Raw genomic sequence first — 18,279 nt, forward strand, 5'->3', positions numbered from 1 at the left:
AATAAAACTATATAGTATGATCAAAGTTATTTCAAACCGGTATCTATCTTTACTCCTTTTCATTTATTACTTCTTGATAAATCTACTGATTCCTTTTCCTGAATCAGTTTTTATCATTAAGAAATAAATACCTTTACTTAAGTTAGAAACTTCAATTCCTTCTGAAGACGATTCTCTTACTTTAATTTCTTTTCCTAACATAGAATATAATTTTATATCCTTAATTTCTTCCTTAGTTTCAATGTTTATATAATTACTTACTGGGTTTGGATATAACTTAAAACGAACTGGAAACTCTTCTTCATTTATACTTAATGTGTTTACTGAAAAATTTGCAGTAATTGTTTTATTACTATTCATTGTTATAGTTATTTCATTAGTTGTTCCTGATTCATCACCACTCCAATTATCAAATTGATACCCTGAATCTGCTGTTGCTGTTAAAGTAACTAATGTTCCTTCATCATATGTTCCATTTACTGGGCTAGGATTTGTCGTTACACTACCATTAGTTGCATTAATTGTTAACGTATATTGAACTCTACTAAAAACAGCACTAACAGTTTTATCTGCATCCATTGTAATTACTAATGGATTTGTAGTTCCTGAAGCATCACCACTCCATCCTGTAAATTCGTAACCAGCATCTGGTGTAGCTGTTAAGGTAACTAAAGTTCCATTATCATAAGTTCCATTGGTTGGATTTGGATTCGTTGAAACACTACCGTTTGTAGCATTTAATGTTAGTTTTCTTTGAATTGGTGCGAATGTCGCTGTAACTGTTTTATCTGCGTCCATTGTAATATCCAATGGGTTTGTTGTTCCAGAAGCATCACCACTCCAACCCGTAAATTCGTAACCAGCATTTGGTGTAGCTGTTAAGGTAACTAAAGTTCCATTATCATAAGTTCCATTGGTTGGATTTGGATTCGTTGAAACACTACCGTTTGTAGCATTTAATGTTAGTGTTCTTTGAATTGGTGCAAATGTCGCTGTAACTGTTTTATCTGCGTCCATTGTAATATCCAATGGGTTTGTTGTTCCAGAAGCATCACCACTCCAACCCGTAAATTCGTAACCAGCATCTGGTGTAGCTGTTAAGGTAACTAAAGTTCCATTATCATAAGTTCCATTGGTTGGATTTGGATTCGTTGAAACACTACCGTTTGTAGCATTTAATGTTAGTGTTCTTTGAATTGGTGCAAATGTCGCTGTAACTGTTTTATCTGCGTCCATTGTAATATCCAATGGATTTGTTGTTCCAGAAGCATCACCACTCCAACCCGTAAATTCGTAACCAGCATCTGGTGTAGCTGTTAAGGTTATAACACTACCATCGTCATAAGCCCCTGTACCTGAATTTGGAGTTGCAGTAACACTTCCATTAGTTGCATTTAATGTTAGTGTTCTTTGAATTGGTGCGAATGTCGCTGTAACTGTTTTATCTGCGTCCATTGTAATATCCAATGGGTTTGTTGTTCCTGATGCATCACCACTCCATCCTGTAAATTCGTAACCAGAATTTGGTGTAGCTGTTAATGTAATTGATGTACCATCATCATAAGTTCCCCCTGCTGGGTTTGGTGTTATTGTTCCATCAGTTGCATTTAATGTTAACGTATATTGCGTAACTACAGTTTCATAAGCTCCCATATCTACTGCTCCACCAGAAATCCTTGTATTTCCTGCTAAATCTTCAGTAATATCTGTAGGTACATCTGAACTTAAACCTCCATCTATAGCATTAGAACCTGCTTGTAAAGTAAAATCATTATTTGCTGCATCTGTATATAAAGGATCTGAAGACATACCACCACTCTGACCTCCTTGTACTATAGAGTTACTTACTGAAGAACCACTAGTTGTAATTGAAAAAGGAGATATAGAACCATTTCCATAAATAATGCTATTTTTAATTCTACTATTAGCTGCTCTTTCCATTTTAAATACGTTGCCAAGAACACCAGTGTTGTTTGCAAAAGTTGAATTGATTACATCAACATCTATTCCTGTAGTATTACCTCCTGAGCTTGTAACTAAGCGAACACAAGAAGCAGCAGAAGAAGAAGTATTATTATAAAAAACACTATTTACTAAAGATCCTCTACTATATTGAGTATATTGTTGTGAACCTGCAAATAAAAATGCAGATTCAGAATCTGAATAATTGTTTCTAATTATACAGCTTTTAAAATCTATATCTCCAACTATATTGGTTTGACCGCAAGGATTAAATTGAGCATAAACTGCTGTATCTGATCCTGAGTTATTTTCTAATGTACAATTTTGAATTGTTGCATTTATTCTACCAGCATTATAAGGTTGAACTATAATTGCACCACCTCTTGCTCCTACATCTTGATTTGTAGGTGAAGTAGAACAACTTGTACTATTAACTCCATTAGCATTACCATTTGCAATAGTAAAACCATCAATAACGGTTCCATTACCAGTACCTTTTAATGATACAACATGATAAGAGTTATCACTTCTTGTTGGTTCTGCATTATTAATATTGGTATTATCATCTCCATTTAAATCTCCAGATAATATAGTAATATTATTTCTAAAATCTCTTTGGTTTAAAGCAGTTTCTGTTCCATTAAAACCTCCGTAAATTTCAGCTACTTTATTTTCTAGTTTAAAAGTTCTTCCATTTCCTGTTCCACTTGTTGGTAAATATGTTCCCTCTGCAACCCAAATTTGAGTTGGTAAATTTGTATTATCTATCGCATCCTGTAAATTAGTATATGCATCAGCCCAAGAAGATCCATCGTTATTTCCTGTTGCATCAATATCAACATAAACTTGATTAACAGGAGCACTTATAGGGTAATATTGAACCGAAATTTTATTATTATCTATATAAGCTACATAAACCTTACTTCCCGTTTGATTAACCGTTATTTTGGCTTTTGGATCTACTCCTGTAAAATTTAATCCTATATTTAAATTACTCCAAGAATTTAAATATTGATTGTATTGATTAATAATTAAATCGTCATTACTATTATAATACAAAGCATAAGAATTTTTATCTAAATCATTGTATTCCATAAATAAAGTTCTCTTTTTTGGAGAATCAGCTCCAGATGGCCTTGTACCACCTACCATTTCAATTCTATTTGTTGGGACATTTCCTTGGTAATTATAATGGTGAACAATTTTAGAATCTGTTCCTGCCATTGTAAACATATATGCATTTGCTCCTCCAGCTGGAGTGTAAGAAGTATTCGAAGTAATATTCCATGCATTTCCATTATAACCATACCTTGTAGCTCTTGGTCTCCAATTGTTAAATCTATACGCCCAGCCTACAACTAAATTATCTTCAGAAATTAAATCATAACAGTTTTCAAAAATATCTCTATTAAATTCAAGAGCCCAAGATCCACTTCTATTTGAATACAAGTAAAATAAAGAATTAGTAATAGAAGAACCTACTTTTGAAGTACCTACAAAAGCTTTACCTGTAACTGAAAATTTAAGAATAGTTTTACTATGTGGGTTAAAGTTTGTTAACGACGTTCTTTCTGTTACCCAATTCGTTCCATCAAATCTAATAACATCTAATCTACTTGTACTGTTATTTCTATAAACCACCCATGGTTGATCTGTTACTGGGTTAATTGCTATTGCCATTAAACTAGGTATAACAACTCCAGTTGCGTTACTACCAACATCAATCCAATTAGTTCCATCAAACTTTTTAACATGTACTTGTCCGTCTGTATTATCAGCATAAGCGATGTAAGGAACATCATTAGTATCAGACGCAATAGCTACATCTGTTGCATCGTTTGTAAATCTTGCTGTTCCTTCCATTTGCCATTGAGCAAATGCTATATTACTTATAAAAAAAAGTAAAAGATAAAGTAATTTTAATTTCATAATAGTGATTTAAAGTCCTTATTTATAGAAACAAAATTGTTAGAATAACACTAAAGTTTCTATAGAAAATTTCTGAAAGCACGATTTGAGTTGCTAAACAGAAACGCAAAAAAATTATATAAGCAGTAGCAATATTTACAAATTTTATAAAAAAACCATACAGTTAAACTGTATGGTTTTAAAAGCTAAGTATAAAGGATACTTAATAAAAATAGCGGGTATAAAAACTATTTAAAATATTTATTTACCAAGCTTACTGGAATATCTTTTGAAAATTTATCTGAATAATTTTTCTCTATTACTAATTCTTTAGAAAAACCATTCTCTGTACTCTTTTGATTTATTTTTGCTGCATGAATATCTGTATCATCTCCATTAACATATAAATAATATGCTATTAATTGTCGATCTGTTACCTCATCTGTAACACGATCTGTTTTCTCTTTCCATTCATTTGAATATACAACCAATTTTCTTATTTTTAGGTTAGCGTTATTTCTATACTGCTTCAATTTTTTATAAATTGCTTGCTCACATAGCTTAGCTAATTCTGGTGTATGTAATTTCCCCTCCTTAGGCATAAACTTAAATGATCCGATTTTTACTCTTTTTTCAAAATCCTTTACATAATTTAAAGCCTTATCTCCACTCCATTCATCAAATTTTTCTACACTTGGTGCCGCAATAACAAATGGTCCTTTGATTTTAGATTTTGAAGACATAAAATACGGATACTTTCCTCCAATTTTTTTTCCTCCATCGAAAGCATAAATTAAGTACACATTATCTGGAGTTTTAATTACTCGCTTAGATGCAGAAGGAACTGGAGTAAACGAATGCTTAGTTCCATTTGTATCTGTTACATCCTTTAACTCGTCTATATGAAAAACTTCTTCACCTTCTTTTACGAAATTACTACAATACACACCATCTATATCTCTTTGATAATCGTCTTTAGCAAATCTTGGATATAACTTAAATGCTAATTTATTACCAGAACCAAAATGATATACATTAAATTCGTTTCCTTTTCTTTTTTCTTTTGCTGTGCGCATTTCTAAGTTTGTAAAACCACTAGCAAACCTTGAGCTCATTTTATTTTTAGACACGAATTGTTCTTCTCCTTTAGAAATACTAGCTGAAGCTTTACTCGATGATTTACTTTTCTTAGATGATTTGCTCTTATTTAATACTTTTTTAAAAAATTGAGCATTTGCATTGGGTACTGTAAAAAATATTGCACTAAATAATGCAACAGAAAATAAACCTCTCTTACTAATTTTAATCATTTATTTTGTTTTTGATAGAAAAGCGATTGCTTTTACTTGCTGTTAATGATTTAAAATTCTTTAATTAACACGGTTTAAAATCTTTAAAACTTCTAAAAGTTCGTTTTGAACTTCTCAATTATCACATAAAAAACTCAATTAAAATAAAAAAGACTCTAAAAAAGAGTCTTCTCGAAGTTTGGTTAGTTGAAATTAAATACTTTGAACTATGGTTAAAAATTCTTCCTTTTTATCTTTAGATATTGAAACAGTTTTATCGTTTTCCATGATTACATAACCTCCATCTTTTTTAACATATTCTCTTAAAAATCTTAAATTAATTAAATATGATCTATGAGGACGATAAAATGTACTTATTTTATGGAGTGTTTCTACAAAAAACTTTAATGGTTTGCTTACTAAAATATTCTCTTTCGTAGTAGAAACCTTAGTATACATTCCATCTGCTTCTAACATAATAATATCATTAAAATTGACAAACTTAATTCCATTTCCATTTGGCAATCCTATTTTTTTGAAGTCAGATTCTTGTAAACTTTGTTTTAATTCTTTTAGCCTCTCATTAATTTGAGTGTTCCCAATAAATGTGATTACTTTTTCTACAGATTCTCTAAGTTCTTCACTATCTATTGGTTTTAATAAATAGTCGATTGCATTTAATTTAAATGCCTCTATCGCATAATGACTATACGCTGTTGTAAATATGATTTGAAATGTAATTTCTTCTTCTGAAAAGAAATTTAATATTTCTAAACCAGAATATTCAGGCATTTCAATATCTAAGAAAACAATATCTGGTTGATTCTGTTTTATTTTTTCTATTCCAGTTAATAAGTCTTCAGCCTCATCTATTTCTTTAATTTTATGACACTCTTCTTTTATGAGTGTTTTTAAAACACTTCTTGCTTTAGCTTCGTCATCTATTATTATTGCTTTCATTTTTACTTATTTTTTGAATAGCACTAAAAATCTATTGGTATTTCTAATTTCACTAGAGTTCCTGTAGGATTTTTAGCGTTATCATATTGGTCTATAATTTCTAATTTTATCGGGGTTTCTCTTGTTTTATTTAACAAACTGATCCTTTTAGCATTAGCGTCCGAAGAAAACGATTTTGGTTTAAATGCTTTTCTATTATTTATTTCTTTTGAAAAAGCACGACCAACTCCATTATCTTGAATTAAACATTCTAAAACTTTTAACTCTTCATTTATTCTAAAACTAAGATTTAGCTTTCTATTTTCTTTTCGGTGTAATAATCCGTGTTTTATCGCATTTTCAACATAAGGTTGTATTAAAAACGTTGGAATTTCAATTGTATCTTGATCTAAATTTTCATCCACATCTATTATAAAGGTAAAAGAATCTTCAAATCGATCTTTTTCTAGCTCCAAGTAAAATTTTAACGCTCCTAATTCTTCATGTAAAGTAACATTATTCTTCTGGCTATGTTCTAAATACATTCGAATTAATCTGGAAAACTTCACTAAATATGTACGTGCTAATTTTTTCTCATTATTTAAAATATAATCTTGAATGGAATTTAGTGCATTAAAAATAAAATGCGGATTCATTTGACTTCTTAAGCTCTCTAATTTTAAAAATATGTTTTCGAGTTCTTTGTTTTGTTTATCAAGAATTAATTTCTGTTTTTCTTTTAATTGAGTATTCTTTTTATTAAAATAGTACCAAAAGAAAAAAGAAATTAATAATGTGAGCAGTAAGAAAAACCACCATTGTTTGTAAAAAACTCCTTTAACATTAAATTGTAATGTTTTAATATCTGAAAATTGCTCTCCTTCCTTTGCTCTTAATTGAAAAATATAATTGCCTTGCCCTAATTTATTATAAACTACGGTATTACTTTTAGATGTTTCTTCTTGCCAAGGTATTGTATCATTTTTATTTTGAAGTAATCTATACTGATATGTAATATTTTCTTTCGAGAGAAATCCATTAGTATTAAAAATAATTTCAATTTTATCTTCATCATTAGAAATTGTATAATGATCAGTTAACTCTCTCTTTGTATTACCTATTTTAATTTCTTTAAAATACGGAAGTGGTTTGTATTTATTTTCTTCCTCAAAAATCTTCTTAGTATTAAAGGAAAATAGTTCGTTTGTAGTTGCTATATATATTCTTTCTTTTAAAACTTTTAATCCTAAAAATTCATAAGAAGAAATCCCTTTATTTTTCGTGAGATTACTGAATTTATTAGTTTTTAAATCAAGCTTTTGAATTCCTTTCTCTCCTGAAATCCAAAGAGCATTATTAAGACTATCATACTCTATAAATGAATTAATGTTAGACAATAATCCATCTTTACATTTAATATGCTTTACAACTTTATTATTTTCAATTTTATACAATCCATTTTTAAAAGATAAAGCCCATATTGTTTTTTTTGAAGATGCAATATCTTTTATATAAATAGACTTCCCTTTATGCTTTATTTCATTTCTTATAAAATTTCTATTAAAAACATGTAACCCTTTTATAGTTCCAAAATAAAAGTACTTTTTGTTATTATCGCTATAACAACTATAAGATCTACTCATAGATTTCTTTAAGGCAAAACGCAATTTAGAAACATCTTTTAAGTTTGCTAATTGTGAAGATGCACCTGTAGCCAATAACAAAGTATCTTTACTAACAAAAAAATGATCTTTAATAGACTGGCTTTGATGCTCTCTAACTATATTAATTTTAGTATCATTAAACTTAATAGCATTAAAGAATTCTACATTTTGTAAGTAATATAAATCTCTTTGCTTTTCATAAAATATATACTCAATTTCTCCTGAATTTTTAAAAGGAATAGTATCTAATTTCTTAGTATCTGTATTAAACCTATAGAATTCCTTTCCAGTGCCAATTAAAAAAATTTCATTTTCTTTCCCTAGAAACATTTTTCGAATTCTATTCGTTTCTGAAGATTTAAAATTTGATTTTAAATCAAGATTTGGAATTATAAATATTCCATCATTTAATGTAGAAACCCAATAATTGCCTTTTTTATCTTTTATAACATCACTTGTTGCTTTTCCTACAAGAATTTTTCGTTGTAAAACAAATTTTTTATTAATTATTCTATATACACATAACCCATTACTTGTAAGTAAATAGATTTCTCCATCTATAATTCTAAAAGTATAAACCAAATCTTTTTCAGAAAGATCAACTGTAGAAAAGTTAAATTTCTCATTAAAATTTGTGTTTATAATAAAAAATCTTGTTGATTTATCTCTATGATAAGTTGAAAGTAAATAAAAATCTTCTAGTTGTTCTATTGAAGCTCCTCTTACTCTTTCTTCTCCAAATGATATTTTTTTTCCTAAATCACTATAAGTAAATGTACTATCAATCTTTCCAAGCGAGCCTTCGGTACTAAACGCATATAAATCATTATTCTTTAAAAATACCTCACTGTAAAACAATGTATTATTTTGTTTACTTTTAAACAATAATTCACCTGAGTCTTTATTAAAAATCATTACTTTCCTTGCTTCGGAAAGAATTATTAAATCATTGTGAAATAAAATTCGTACAACTGCTCCTCTGAAAAAATCTTTTAACTCTTTAAATAAATGAACCTTATCATTTTTAATATAAAATATTTGATTTGATAAATTTGTATACCATATTACATTTTCAGAATCGTTAATCACAGAAAACACAGATAACCCAACCTGATTTGGATGCATAAACTGTTTGAACTCAAAACCGTCATACCTATACAATCCTTTATCTGCTGCTAACCAAATAAAACCTTTATTATCTTCATGTAATCTATAAAACTCTTTGTCTGGTAAACCTTCTCTTTCTGTTAAATGTATAGTCATAGGTTGTTGTGCTAAAACAACTTTAGTAAATAAAAAATAGAAAAAGATTATTAAATTTCTCATGTAATTTAGGGTGATCATTACAATGTAAGCTATAATTTGCTTTTATGCATAAAAGTAAATGAAGTTCATCTAATTATCGCAAATTAGTTTCCAAAATAAACTTTTTAACTTCTAAAAAGAAAAAGAGGAAAACCTTTTTTAAGATTTTCCTCTTCTAGTTCGAGGGGAATTCAGAATACTGAATTACGGGGGAAATAAACAATATTATTTTAATACTGCTCTAATAAATATTTAATTAAATCTGTTGTTGTTACTATTCCTACTAATACATTATTTTCTACCACTGGTAAAGCATGAAACTCTCTAGTTGATAATATTTCTGCCACTTCTTTAATAGTATCATTTGCATTAACAGTTACAACATTTTTAGTCATTACTTGTTCTATTGTAAAAATACTATTCAGTACAATGTCTACTTCTGTTTCATATTCTTGAGCTGTTTCTGCATAACTTACTCTCAATAAATCTGTATGACTTAACATTCCTATTATTTCTTCTCCTTGAACTACCGGGATATGACGTATTTCATGAGTTTTAAATAACTCTTCTGCTGTTGTTAAATCATCAATTGAGTTTAATGTTACTAAATCACTTGTCATTATTTTTGATACAGGTGTTCTTTTTTTCATAATTTATAGATTAATATTGGATTTATATTTTAATTGTTAAAACTGGTAATGAAGTGTGGTTTACAATGTCTTCAGCGATACTTCCATCTAAAAAATGTTCTATTCCATGCTTACCATGTGTTGGCATAATAATTAGATCACTTTCATTAGTTTGTGCATACTCTAAAATGCCATCTTCAATTTTATAATCAGAAACCTCTACTATTTTAGGTTTGTTATCGAAATCTTCACCTACATTATATAAAAAGCTGTCTATTCGCTCTTTTTTCTCCTTTGTTGTTTTAAACTTAGTTCCCGGAGTATTTACATGAACTAATTCTAATTCACACTTAAATGCTTTTAATAACTCTTTAGCTTGCTTATACGGATTTACAAATTCATTTGAAAAATCGCAGGCAAAAACTACTTTTTTGAATGGTTCTGTAATTGGAAGTCCTTTAATAACCAATACTGGAATTGTAGAATTTCTTACTACTACTTCCGAATTCGATCCTAAAAACATTTCTTTAAAACCACTTGCTCCATGTGAAGACATAATAATTAAATCTGCATCTTCTTGTCCCTTTAAATCATGAAAGCTGCTAAAGTCTTTGTAAGGTTGAATTAAAGTTGAAACTGTTACATCTGATAAATATGGTTTATCTAGAAACTCATCGAATTTTTGTCGTGCCAACTTTATTTGGAATACTGCCTGCTCGTTGATATATGATGACGAAACTGAAATTAATGCGTTAGATAATTCTAACATATGAACTGCAACTATTTCTGATTTAAATTGCTTTGCAAATGAAGCTGCTGTTCTTAAAGCATTCTCAGAATGTAACGAGAAATCTACTGGTACAATAATTTTTTTCATGATAGAGAGACTTAATAATTAATAGTGTAAAACTACTTTAACTCTCAAATAAAAACTATGATATCAATCAGTTACCCTTTTTTAAAACATGATGAAAATCATTTTTTGAAAAGATTATTTACAAACTGTTTGGTGTTCTACTAAATTGCTAACAGAATTTGCTGGTGAGATATATGGTATGTCTAGAGCTAAACCTCTAAGAATAAACAATACACCAATAAGAATTACAGCGTATGGCACTATTTTTTTAAAATAATTATAAAAAGTAAAATGTGTAAATTTCCCTAAGTATACAATTGAACTCATTAACGGAATTGTACCAACACCGAATAAAAACATATATAAACTTCCGTATAATGCATTATGAGTAGCTATGGCTCCTAAAATGGCCATATAAACTAAACCGCAAGGAAGAAAACCATTTAAAAATCCAATAAAGAAAAAAGTATTTCTTTTTTTCTCTTTGAGTTCTTTACCTAATTCAGATTTTACTTTGATGATAAACCTATTTAATGAATTAGTAATTTTTAATCCGTGAACAATTCTTGGAAATAAAATAATTGCAATCATTAAAACTCCAGTGAAGATGGATAAATGTTGTTGAAATGTAAATAACTCAAAACCTCTACCTAATAATCCGAATACCAAACCTAACAAAGCATAAGTTGACAATCTTCCTAAATGATAACTCATTAACTGAAAAAACTGTGTTGCTTGGTTTTGCTTGTTTAATGGTAACATAAAAGCTATTGGTCCGCACATACCTAAACAGTGTAGACTTCCTAACAAACCCAATATGAAAGCAGTGTACAGCATTAAAGTGTAAGTTCTTTATGATATAAAAAAGGAGTTCCCTTATAAGTAAAATCAACTGTAATATTCCAACGTCCCCCAACTAAAAACTTTTCAGGAATATGTAGCTTTTGATTTTTTAAAACTATAGGGAACTCACTATCTAAAGTTTTATCTGAAGGTCTGTATAAGAATACTTTTCCTTTTATAAATTCTGATTGAAACTCTTCTGAAAACAGCAATTCTAAACCTTTCTGATTCGATTGAATAACTATGGCATCTTTTATTGCTAATACATTTTGTTCAGCATTAATATTATCTTGATATTTTAACTCTTTTTGATAATAGCTGTCGGTTACCAAATCGTGATTGTATTTGTGATCTGTTATCATTGTTGTAACCATAAACATGATAAATCCAATAAAAGCTATGATTGCTATTACTATACCTGTACCCCAATTTAGTTTCATATTTGTTTTAATTTAAAGTGTTACCAAAATTTTCTAGGTCCTAAAAAATTTGTTGTGGTAGTTTCTATAAGTTTGTCTTTACTGTATACTCCTATTTTGAGTTTCACTCTATCTTTTTTTAACTGACTTTGATGTAACTCAATAAAAAGAGAACCTTCAGCCATACCTTGTTTAGGTATTGTAAAATCTTGATGTGTTACAATTTCTATTTTCCCTTTATGAGATAGTAGTTCGTAATGTATATTGTTAATTTCTTCAGTAGTTTTATTTACAATTTTAAAAGAATACACGTTACTGATAATTCCGTCTGCTTTTCGTTCATATAACTGACCTGGTAATCGAAATACTTTGGCTTCAACATCATTTCTTAAGAATAACATTCCTGTTAAAACACCAAATAAGATGACAAGCACTGCTGCATAACCTTTCATTCTAGCAGTAAACTTAAACGGACTCTTTTTTTCTATATTTTCAATACTAGCAAAACGAATTAATCCTTTAGGATACCCAATGTTTTCCATCATGGTGTCACACTCATCTATACAAGCGGTACAATTCACACATTCTAGTTGTGTTCCATTACGAATATCAATTCCTGTAGGACAAACATGAACACATTGCTTACAAGCGATACAATCTCCTTTACCAGATGCTACTCTATCTTCCTTTTTATTAAATTTTGCTCTTCCTTTCTCTTTTTCTCCTCGTTTGTAATCGTACGCAACAACAACTGATTGGTTATCTAATAAAACACCTTGTAATCGTCCGTACGGACAAGCGATAATGCATACTTGCTCTCTAAACCAAGCAAAAACAAAATAAAAAACACCTGTAAAAATTAACAGTGCTACAAATGTTGAAACATGATTTGCTGGTCCGTTACTTATGTATAATAAAAGTTCATCACTTCCAATAATGTATGCTAAAAACACATTTGCAATACCAAATGAAATCAAAAAGAATATAAACCATTTTAATACCTTTTTTTTAATTTTTTCAGTATTCCAAGGTTGTTTAGCTAAACGGATTTGTTTTCCTCGATCTCCTTCAATCCAATATTCTATTTTTCTGAAAACCATTTCTAGGAAAATAGTTTGCGGACAAATCCATCCACAGAAAACTCTTCCAAAAACAACCGTAAAAAGAGTTACAAACACAACTCCAATAATCATTGATATGACTACCAAATGAAAATCTTGCGGCCAGAATGGAAATCCGAATACATTGAATTTACGTTCTAAAACATTAAATAATAAAAATTGATTTCCATTGATTTTTATAAATGGCGCTGACAATAGAAAAAGTAATAATGCGTAGCTCACATAAGTACGATAATTATATAGTTTTCCTTTAGGTTGTTTAGGAAACACCCAAGCACGTTTTCCTTCGGAGTCTATGGTACCAATGCTATCTCTAAATATTTCGTTTTTAGGTGTTTCCATTGTCAACTATCAAAACTAATTACTAACTATTCTTTTTTCCAGATTTCTCCTTGAGGTTTCTTTGGTTTGGCTGTTGTATTTCCTTCAATGGAAATAATATAACTCGCTACTTTTTGAATATCCTGAGGTTTTAAGACTCCTTTCCAAGGCACCATTCCTTTTCCTGCTCTACCTCCATTATAAACCGTATTGAAGACATTCTTAAACCCGCCGCCTAAAATCCAATATTCATCTGTAAGATTTGGCCCTACACCTCCACCTCCATCTTTTGCATGACATGAAGCACAGTTCAAATTGAACACTGCTTTTCCTCTTGCTATTGCTCCATCATCAGTAAGTAATTCTACTTTTTCTATATCAAATAAATTTGGTGTATTTGCTTTATATTGCTCAATTTCATATTTGGCTTTTGCCATTGCTTTTTCATACTCCATTTCTTGAGAATCTCCTCCTGCAATATGAAAACGAATCATGTAAATTACTCCGAAAACTATTGTAGCATAAAATAAATACACCCACCATGGCGGAAGTACATTGTCTAATTCTTTAATTCCATCATAGTTATGATCTAGAACAATTTCTTCTTCTTCATCTATTGCCTTAGATCTTGTAAATTTTTTGAAGATTTTTTTGAACCATACTTCCCATTCATCTTCTATTTCTTCTGGATTAAAACCTTCTTTTTCTAGTTTTAATTCCTCTGTCATTTTGTATACTGTGTAACTAAAGTATTCTTTAACTAAAATGACTAATATTAAGAAGACTAACAGTATCCAAACTAATGGGTTTTCGTATAAACTAAATGGATTTTCATATGAAGTAATTGCTTTAATTAAAGCCCAAAAACTTACAAAAACAAATAGTAGGTATATGATCGATTGAAAAACTCTTTTCATGATTTTTCTGTTTAATTATCTAATGGTATGTTACTTACTTTTTTTATGTATGATTTCTTTGCTGTAAAGACCCACCAAAAAAGCAATAGAAAAAAGGTGAAGAATATGCTTAATGAAATCAATGGGTAGATTTCAATTCCTGTGATACTCTCTAAATGATTTTTTACAAACTTTAACATGATTCTATTTTTTTGATAATTTGTCTTTTACATCGTTTACTTTAATATCAACTCCTAATCGTTGTAAATAAGCTATAAGTGCTACAATTTCTCTGTCTTTCATTTCTACAAAAGGAATATCATTTGCTTTTGCATACTTTTTACTTGCATCATAGTTGCTTGCAAAATCTGGATCTTCATATAAGTTTTCTTGAATTTTCATTCCTTGTTCATCCATACTCTTTTGAGCATTTTTCACATCTTCTTCTGTATAAGGAACTCCTAAAGTGATCATGGCTCGCATTTTCTTTTCAGTTTGCGATTTATCCAGTTTATTTTTGATAATCCATTGGTAAGCTGGCATAATAGATCCTGGTGAAGTACTTTGAGGATCGTACATATGATTAAAGTGCCAACTGTCGTTATACTTTCCTCCTACACGATGCAAATCTGGACCAGTACGTTTGCTTCCCCATAAGAAAGGATGATCGTATACAAATTCTCCTGCCTTTGAGTATTCTCCATAACGTTCTACTTCACTTCTAAAAGGGCGAATCATTTGTGAGTGACATGATACACATCCGTTCGATATATAAATATCTCTACCTTCTAATTCTAACGGAGAGTATGGTTTTACAGCTTCGATATACGGAATGTTAGACTCAACCATTAGTGTTGGTACAATTTGTACTACTCCTCCAATTAAAATTGCTATTGTAGCGTACAATGTTAATTTCACTGGCTTACGCTCTAACCAAGTATGCCATGTTTCACCTTTTGTTCTATATTTTGAAACTTTAGTTAACGGAGCTGCTTCAGCTAAATCATCAGTTACTTTTTCACCTTGTCTAATCGTTTGCACAATAACATAAACCATTACAATTGCTCCGATGATGTATAAACTACCTCCGATAGCACGTAACCAATACATTGGTAAAATTTCTTGAACTGTTTCTAAGAAGTTTGCATAAGTTAATGTTCCATCTGGATTGAATTGTTTCCACATAAAAGCTTGAACAAAACCTGCAACATACATTGGTAATGTATAGATAATGATTCCTAAAGTTCCTATCCAGAAATGGAAATTAGCTAAAGCTCTAGAATATAATTTTGTTTTAAATAATTTAGGAACTAACCAATAAATCATACCGAAAGTCATAAACCCGTTCCATGCTAAAGCTCCAACATGAACATGAGCAATAATCCAATCTGTAAAGTGTGCAATTGCATTTACATTTTTTAGCGACAACATTGGACCTTCAAAAGTTGCCATACCATAACCTGTAATTGCAACGACCATAAATTTTAAAACTGGATCTTGACGAACTTTATCCCAACTTCCTCTTAGGGTTAATAATCCGTTGATCATTCCTCCCCAAGATGGAGCAATTAACATAATTGAAAAAACTACGCCTAAATTCTGAGCCCAGTTTGGTAAAGCAGAATATAATAAGTGATGCGGACCAGCCCAGATATAAATAAAAATTAAAGACCAAAAGTGAATGATCGACAATCGATAAGAATATACTGGTCTATTTGCCGCTTTAGGAATAAAGTAATACATCAATCCTAAAAAAGGAGTTGTTAAGAAGAACGCCACAGCGTTATGTCCGTACCACCATTGTACTAAAGCATCTTGAACTCCAGCATAAACAGAATAACTTTTCAATCCACTTACTGGTAATTCTAAACTATTAAAAATGTGTAGCACTGCAACAGTAACAAATGTTGCTAGGTAAAACCAAATGGCAACATACAAATGACGTTGACGACGTTTTAAGATCGTCCAAATCATATTTACACCAAAAACAACCCATACTAAGGCTATTGCTATATCTATTGGCCATTCTAATTCAGCATATTCTTTAGAAGTTGTATATCCTAAAGGAAGTGTAATTGCTGCTGCTACAATAATTAACTGCCATCCCCAAAAGTTTATATTACTTAAGAGATCACTTGCCATTCTCGTTTTTAACAAACGTTGGAGAGAATAATACACACCTGCATAAATTGCATTTCCTACGAATGCAAAAATTACAGCATTAGTATGTAACGGCCTTAAACGACCAAAACTAAGCCATGAAATCCCATCAGTTATATTTGGGAATAAAAACATAAAAGCTAAGAGAAGCCCCACTGAAAAACCTACGATTCCCCATAATAAGGTAGCGTAAATAAATTTTTTTACGATTTTATTATCGTAATAAAATTGTTGCATTTCCATAATTTAAATTGAATTAAAAATCTATTCTTTATTTGTATTCTTAGTTACTAACTCGTCGTCAAATAACATTCTAACTGAAGGAGTGTAGGTATCGTCATATTGTCCCTTTTTAACGGAAATTATAAATGCAATAAAAAACACTATTGCTACTGACACACTCACTGCCAGCAATACATAAATTACCCCCATCTTGTTAGTTTATTAATTATATTTCAAAAGTAGTTTTGGAAAGGTTTTTATACTATGACATTGGTCATGTTTGACTTTTATTCTTCATATGTATATAAGTTAGATATCCATAAAAAGATTAAAGTTTTTATCAATAGATCGTCAAACAACGGTTTTCTTCCTTTTTATTAGATTATATCGTCATTGAGAATAACTTTGTTTCAGGTTTCTTTCGTTGTAATCGAACATCAAAAGCCATACAAATATTTCGAATAAATGGTCGAGCTTCTTGAGCTACATTTAATGAATTACTATCAATTGTAATTAAATTATCTGAAGCTATTTCTTCTAATAACTCTATTGATTTCGATAAAGCTTCAAAATGCATTTCTTTTGTTTTCCAACTGGTAGAAAAATGACACATAATATTTAAAATATGTTTTCTAATTACCAAATCTTCCTCAGTTAAAATATGACCTCTAAATACTGGGATTTCACCATTGTTGACTAATGCTTGATATTCTTTTACAGTTTTTACATTTTGTGCAAATCCGTACCAAGAATCACTAATTGCTGACATTCCTAAACCAATCATAAGTTTGGTTTTACTTGATGTGTATCCCATAAAATTTCTATGGAGTCTTTGTGAAGTTGTTGCTTTAAACAAACTATCGGAAGACAACGCAAAATGATCCATTCCTATTTCATGATATCCAATATTGGTTAGCATTTCTTTTCCTAATTCATACAAAGCTCTTTTCTCATCTGACTTAGGTAAATTTTCTTCACTAAAACCTCGCTGACCAACTCCTTTTACCCAAGGTACATGCGCGTAACTATAAAATGAAATTCGATCTGGAAGCAATTCTTTTGTCTTTAAAATTGTGTCGGTAATACTTTCTTTTGTTTGAAACGGTAACCCGAAAATTAAATCATGACTCACAGATGTATATCCAATTTCACGAGCCCATTTTGTAACTTTTTTTACGTTTTCGAAAGGTTGAATTCTATGAATTGCTTTCTGAACAGTACTATCATAATCTTGAATACCAAAACTTACACGTGTAAATCCGAGATTATATAAAGTTTCTAATTGTTCTTTTGTTGTATTATTCGGATGACCTTCAAAACTAAACTCGAAATCAGGATGTTTTTCACTTCCTTCTAAAATTGAATTGATCAATTCTTTTAACTGTTCCGAAGCAAAAAAAGTCGGTGTTCCTCCTCCTAAATGAATTTCTTTAATCACAGGAACTTGGGTCATTTTTTCTTTATATAATTCCCATTCCTTAATTAGAGTTTTGATATACGGAATTTCAACTTCATGACGTTTTGTAATGTGTTTATGGCAAGCACAAAATGTGCATAAACTTTCACAAAAAGGTAAGTGTATATATAAACTTATTCCTTCAGCTTGATTACTCTCCTCAAATGATTTTTTAAAACTTTTAAGCCATCTTTCTTTTGAAAAAGTAGTTGTATCCCAATATGGAACAGTTGGATAACTCGTATATCTTGGACCTGGAATATTATATTTTTGAATTAGTGATTTCATA

14 protein-coding genes are annotated in these 18,279 nt (G+C 29.9%); all 14 read right to left on the reverse strand.

Features of this window, described 5'->3' with window-relative positions:
* Positions 1–66: 66 nt before the first annotated feature.
* Positions 67–3,891 (reverse strand): InlB B-repeat-containing protein, encoded by a 3,825-nt coding sequence (locus ACSIGC_RS07820; protein WP_442267568.1) that lies wholly within the window; start codon positions 3,889–3,891, stop codon positions 67–69.
* Between the two features lie 227 nt (positions 3,892–4,118).
* On the reverse strand, positions 4,119–5,180 hold the full coding sequence (locus tag ACSIGC_RS07825; RefSeq protein WP_442267569.1) for a hypothetical protein: 1,062 nt from the start codon (positions 5,178–5,180) through the stop codon (positions 4,119–4,121).
* A 192-nt stretch (positions 5,181–5,372) separates the two neighbouring features.
* A complete protein-coding gene (locus ACSIGC_RS07830; protein ID WP_442267570.1) occupies positions 5,373–6,119 on the reverse strand; it encodes a LytR/AlgR family response regulator transcription factor in 747 nt (248 codons plus the stop codon).
* 23 nt (positions 6,120–6,142) lie between these two features.
* Positions 6,143–9,088, reverse strand: coding sequence for a histidine kinase (locus ACSIGC_RS07835; protein WP_442267571.1), 2,946 nt, complete (start codon positions 9,086–9,088; stop codon positions 6,143–6,145).
* A gap of 209 nt (positions 9,089–9,297) precedes the next feature.
* Positions 9,298–9,717, reverse strand: coding sequence for a CBS domain-containing protein (locus ACSIGC_RS07840; RefSeq protein ID WP_442267572.1), 420 nt, complete (start codon positions 9,715–9,717; stop codon positions 9,298–9,300).
* A gap of 22 nt (positions 9,718–9,739) precedes the next feature.
* The gene (locus ACSIGC_RS07845) at positions 9,740–10,573 is read right to left on the reverse strand and encodes a universal stress protein (RefSeq protein WP_442267573.1); all 834 of its coding nucleotides are present in this window, start codon (positions 10,571–10,573) and stop codon (positions 9,740–9,742) included.
* Positions 10,574–10,687: 114 nt separating this feature from the next.
* Positions 10,688–11,389 carry a sulfite exporter TauE/SafE family protein gene (locus ACSIGC_RS07850; RefSeq protein WP_442267574.1) on the reverse strand — a complete coding sequence of 234 codons (702 nt, stop codon included), beginning with the start codon at positions 11,387–11,389 and terminating at the stop codon, positions 10,688–10,690.
* Positions 11,389–11,835 carry a FixH family protein gene (locus ACSIGC_RS07855; RefSeq protein WP_442267575.1) on the reverse strand — a complete coding sequence of 149 codons (447 nt, stop codon included), beginning with the start codon at positions 11,833–11,835 and terminating at the stop codon, positions 11,389–11,391. Before ACSIGC_RS07855 ends, ACSIGC_RS07850 begins: the two co-directional genes overlap by 1 nt.
* Before the next feature lie 20 nt (positions 11,836–11,855).
* Complete coding sequence (ccoG, locus tag ACSIGC_RS07860) at positions 11,856–13,277, reverse strand: cytochrome c oxidase accessory protein CcoG (RefSeq protein WP_442267576.1); 1,422 nt, start codon at positions 13,275–13,277, stop codon at positions 11,856–11,858.
* A 26-nt stretch (positions 13,278–13,303) separates the two neighbouring features.
* On the reverse strand, positions 13,304–14,173 hold the full coding sequence (locus ACSIGC_RS07865; protein ID WP_442267577.1) for a cbb3-type cytochrome c oxidase N-terminal domain-containing protein: 870 nt from the start codon (positions 14,171–14,173) through the stop codon (positions 13,304–13,306).
* 11 nt (positions 14,174–14,184) lie between these two features.
* Positions 14,185–14,352: a cytochrome C oxidase subunit IV gene (locus ACSIGC_RS07870; protein WP_075340982.1), complete on the reverse strand. Its 168-nt coding sequence runs from the start codon at positions 14,350–14,352 to the stop codon at positions 14,185–14,187.
* A 4-nt stretch (positions 14,353–14,356) separates the two neighbouring features.
* Positions 14,357–16,555, reverse strand: coding sequence for a cytochrome-c oxidase, cbb3-type subunit I (gene ccoN / locus ACSIGC_RS07875; protein ID WP_442267578.1), 2,199 nt, complete (start codon positions 16,553–16,555; stop codon positions 14,357–14,359).
* A gap of 21 nt (positions 16,556–16,576) precedes the next feature.
* The gene (ccoS, locus tag ACSIGC_RS07880) at positions 16,577–16,744 is read right to left on the reverse strand and encodes a cbb3-type cytochrome oxidase assembly protein CcoS (protein ID WP_095069516.1); all 168 of its coding nucleotides are present in this window, start codon (positions 16,742–16,744) and stop codon (positions 16,577–16,579) included.
* Between the two features lie 172 nt (positions 16,745–16,916).
* Entirely contained in the window at positions 16,917–18,278 is a 1,362-nt protein-coding gene (hemN, locus tag ACSIGC_RS07885; protein WP_442267579.1) for an oxygen-independent coproporphyrinogen III oxidase, read from the reverse strand.
* Between the last annotated feature and the right edge of the window lies 1 nt (position 18,279).

Origin of the sequence: Tenacibaculum aquaeponti, from assembly GCF_052084715.1 — a bacterium.
In the GTDB taxonomy this organism is placed as follows: Bacteria; Bacteroidota; Bacteroidia; order Flavobacteriales; family Flavobacteriaceae; genus Polaribacter.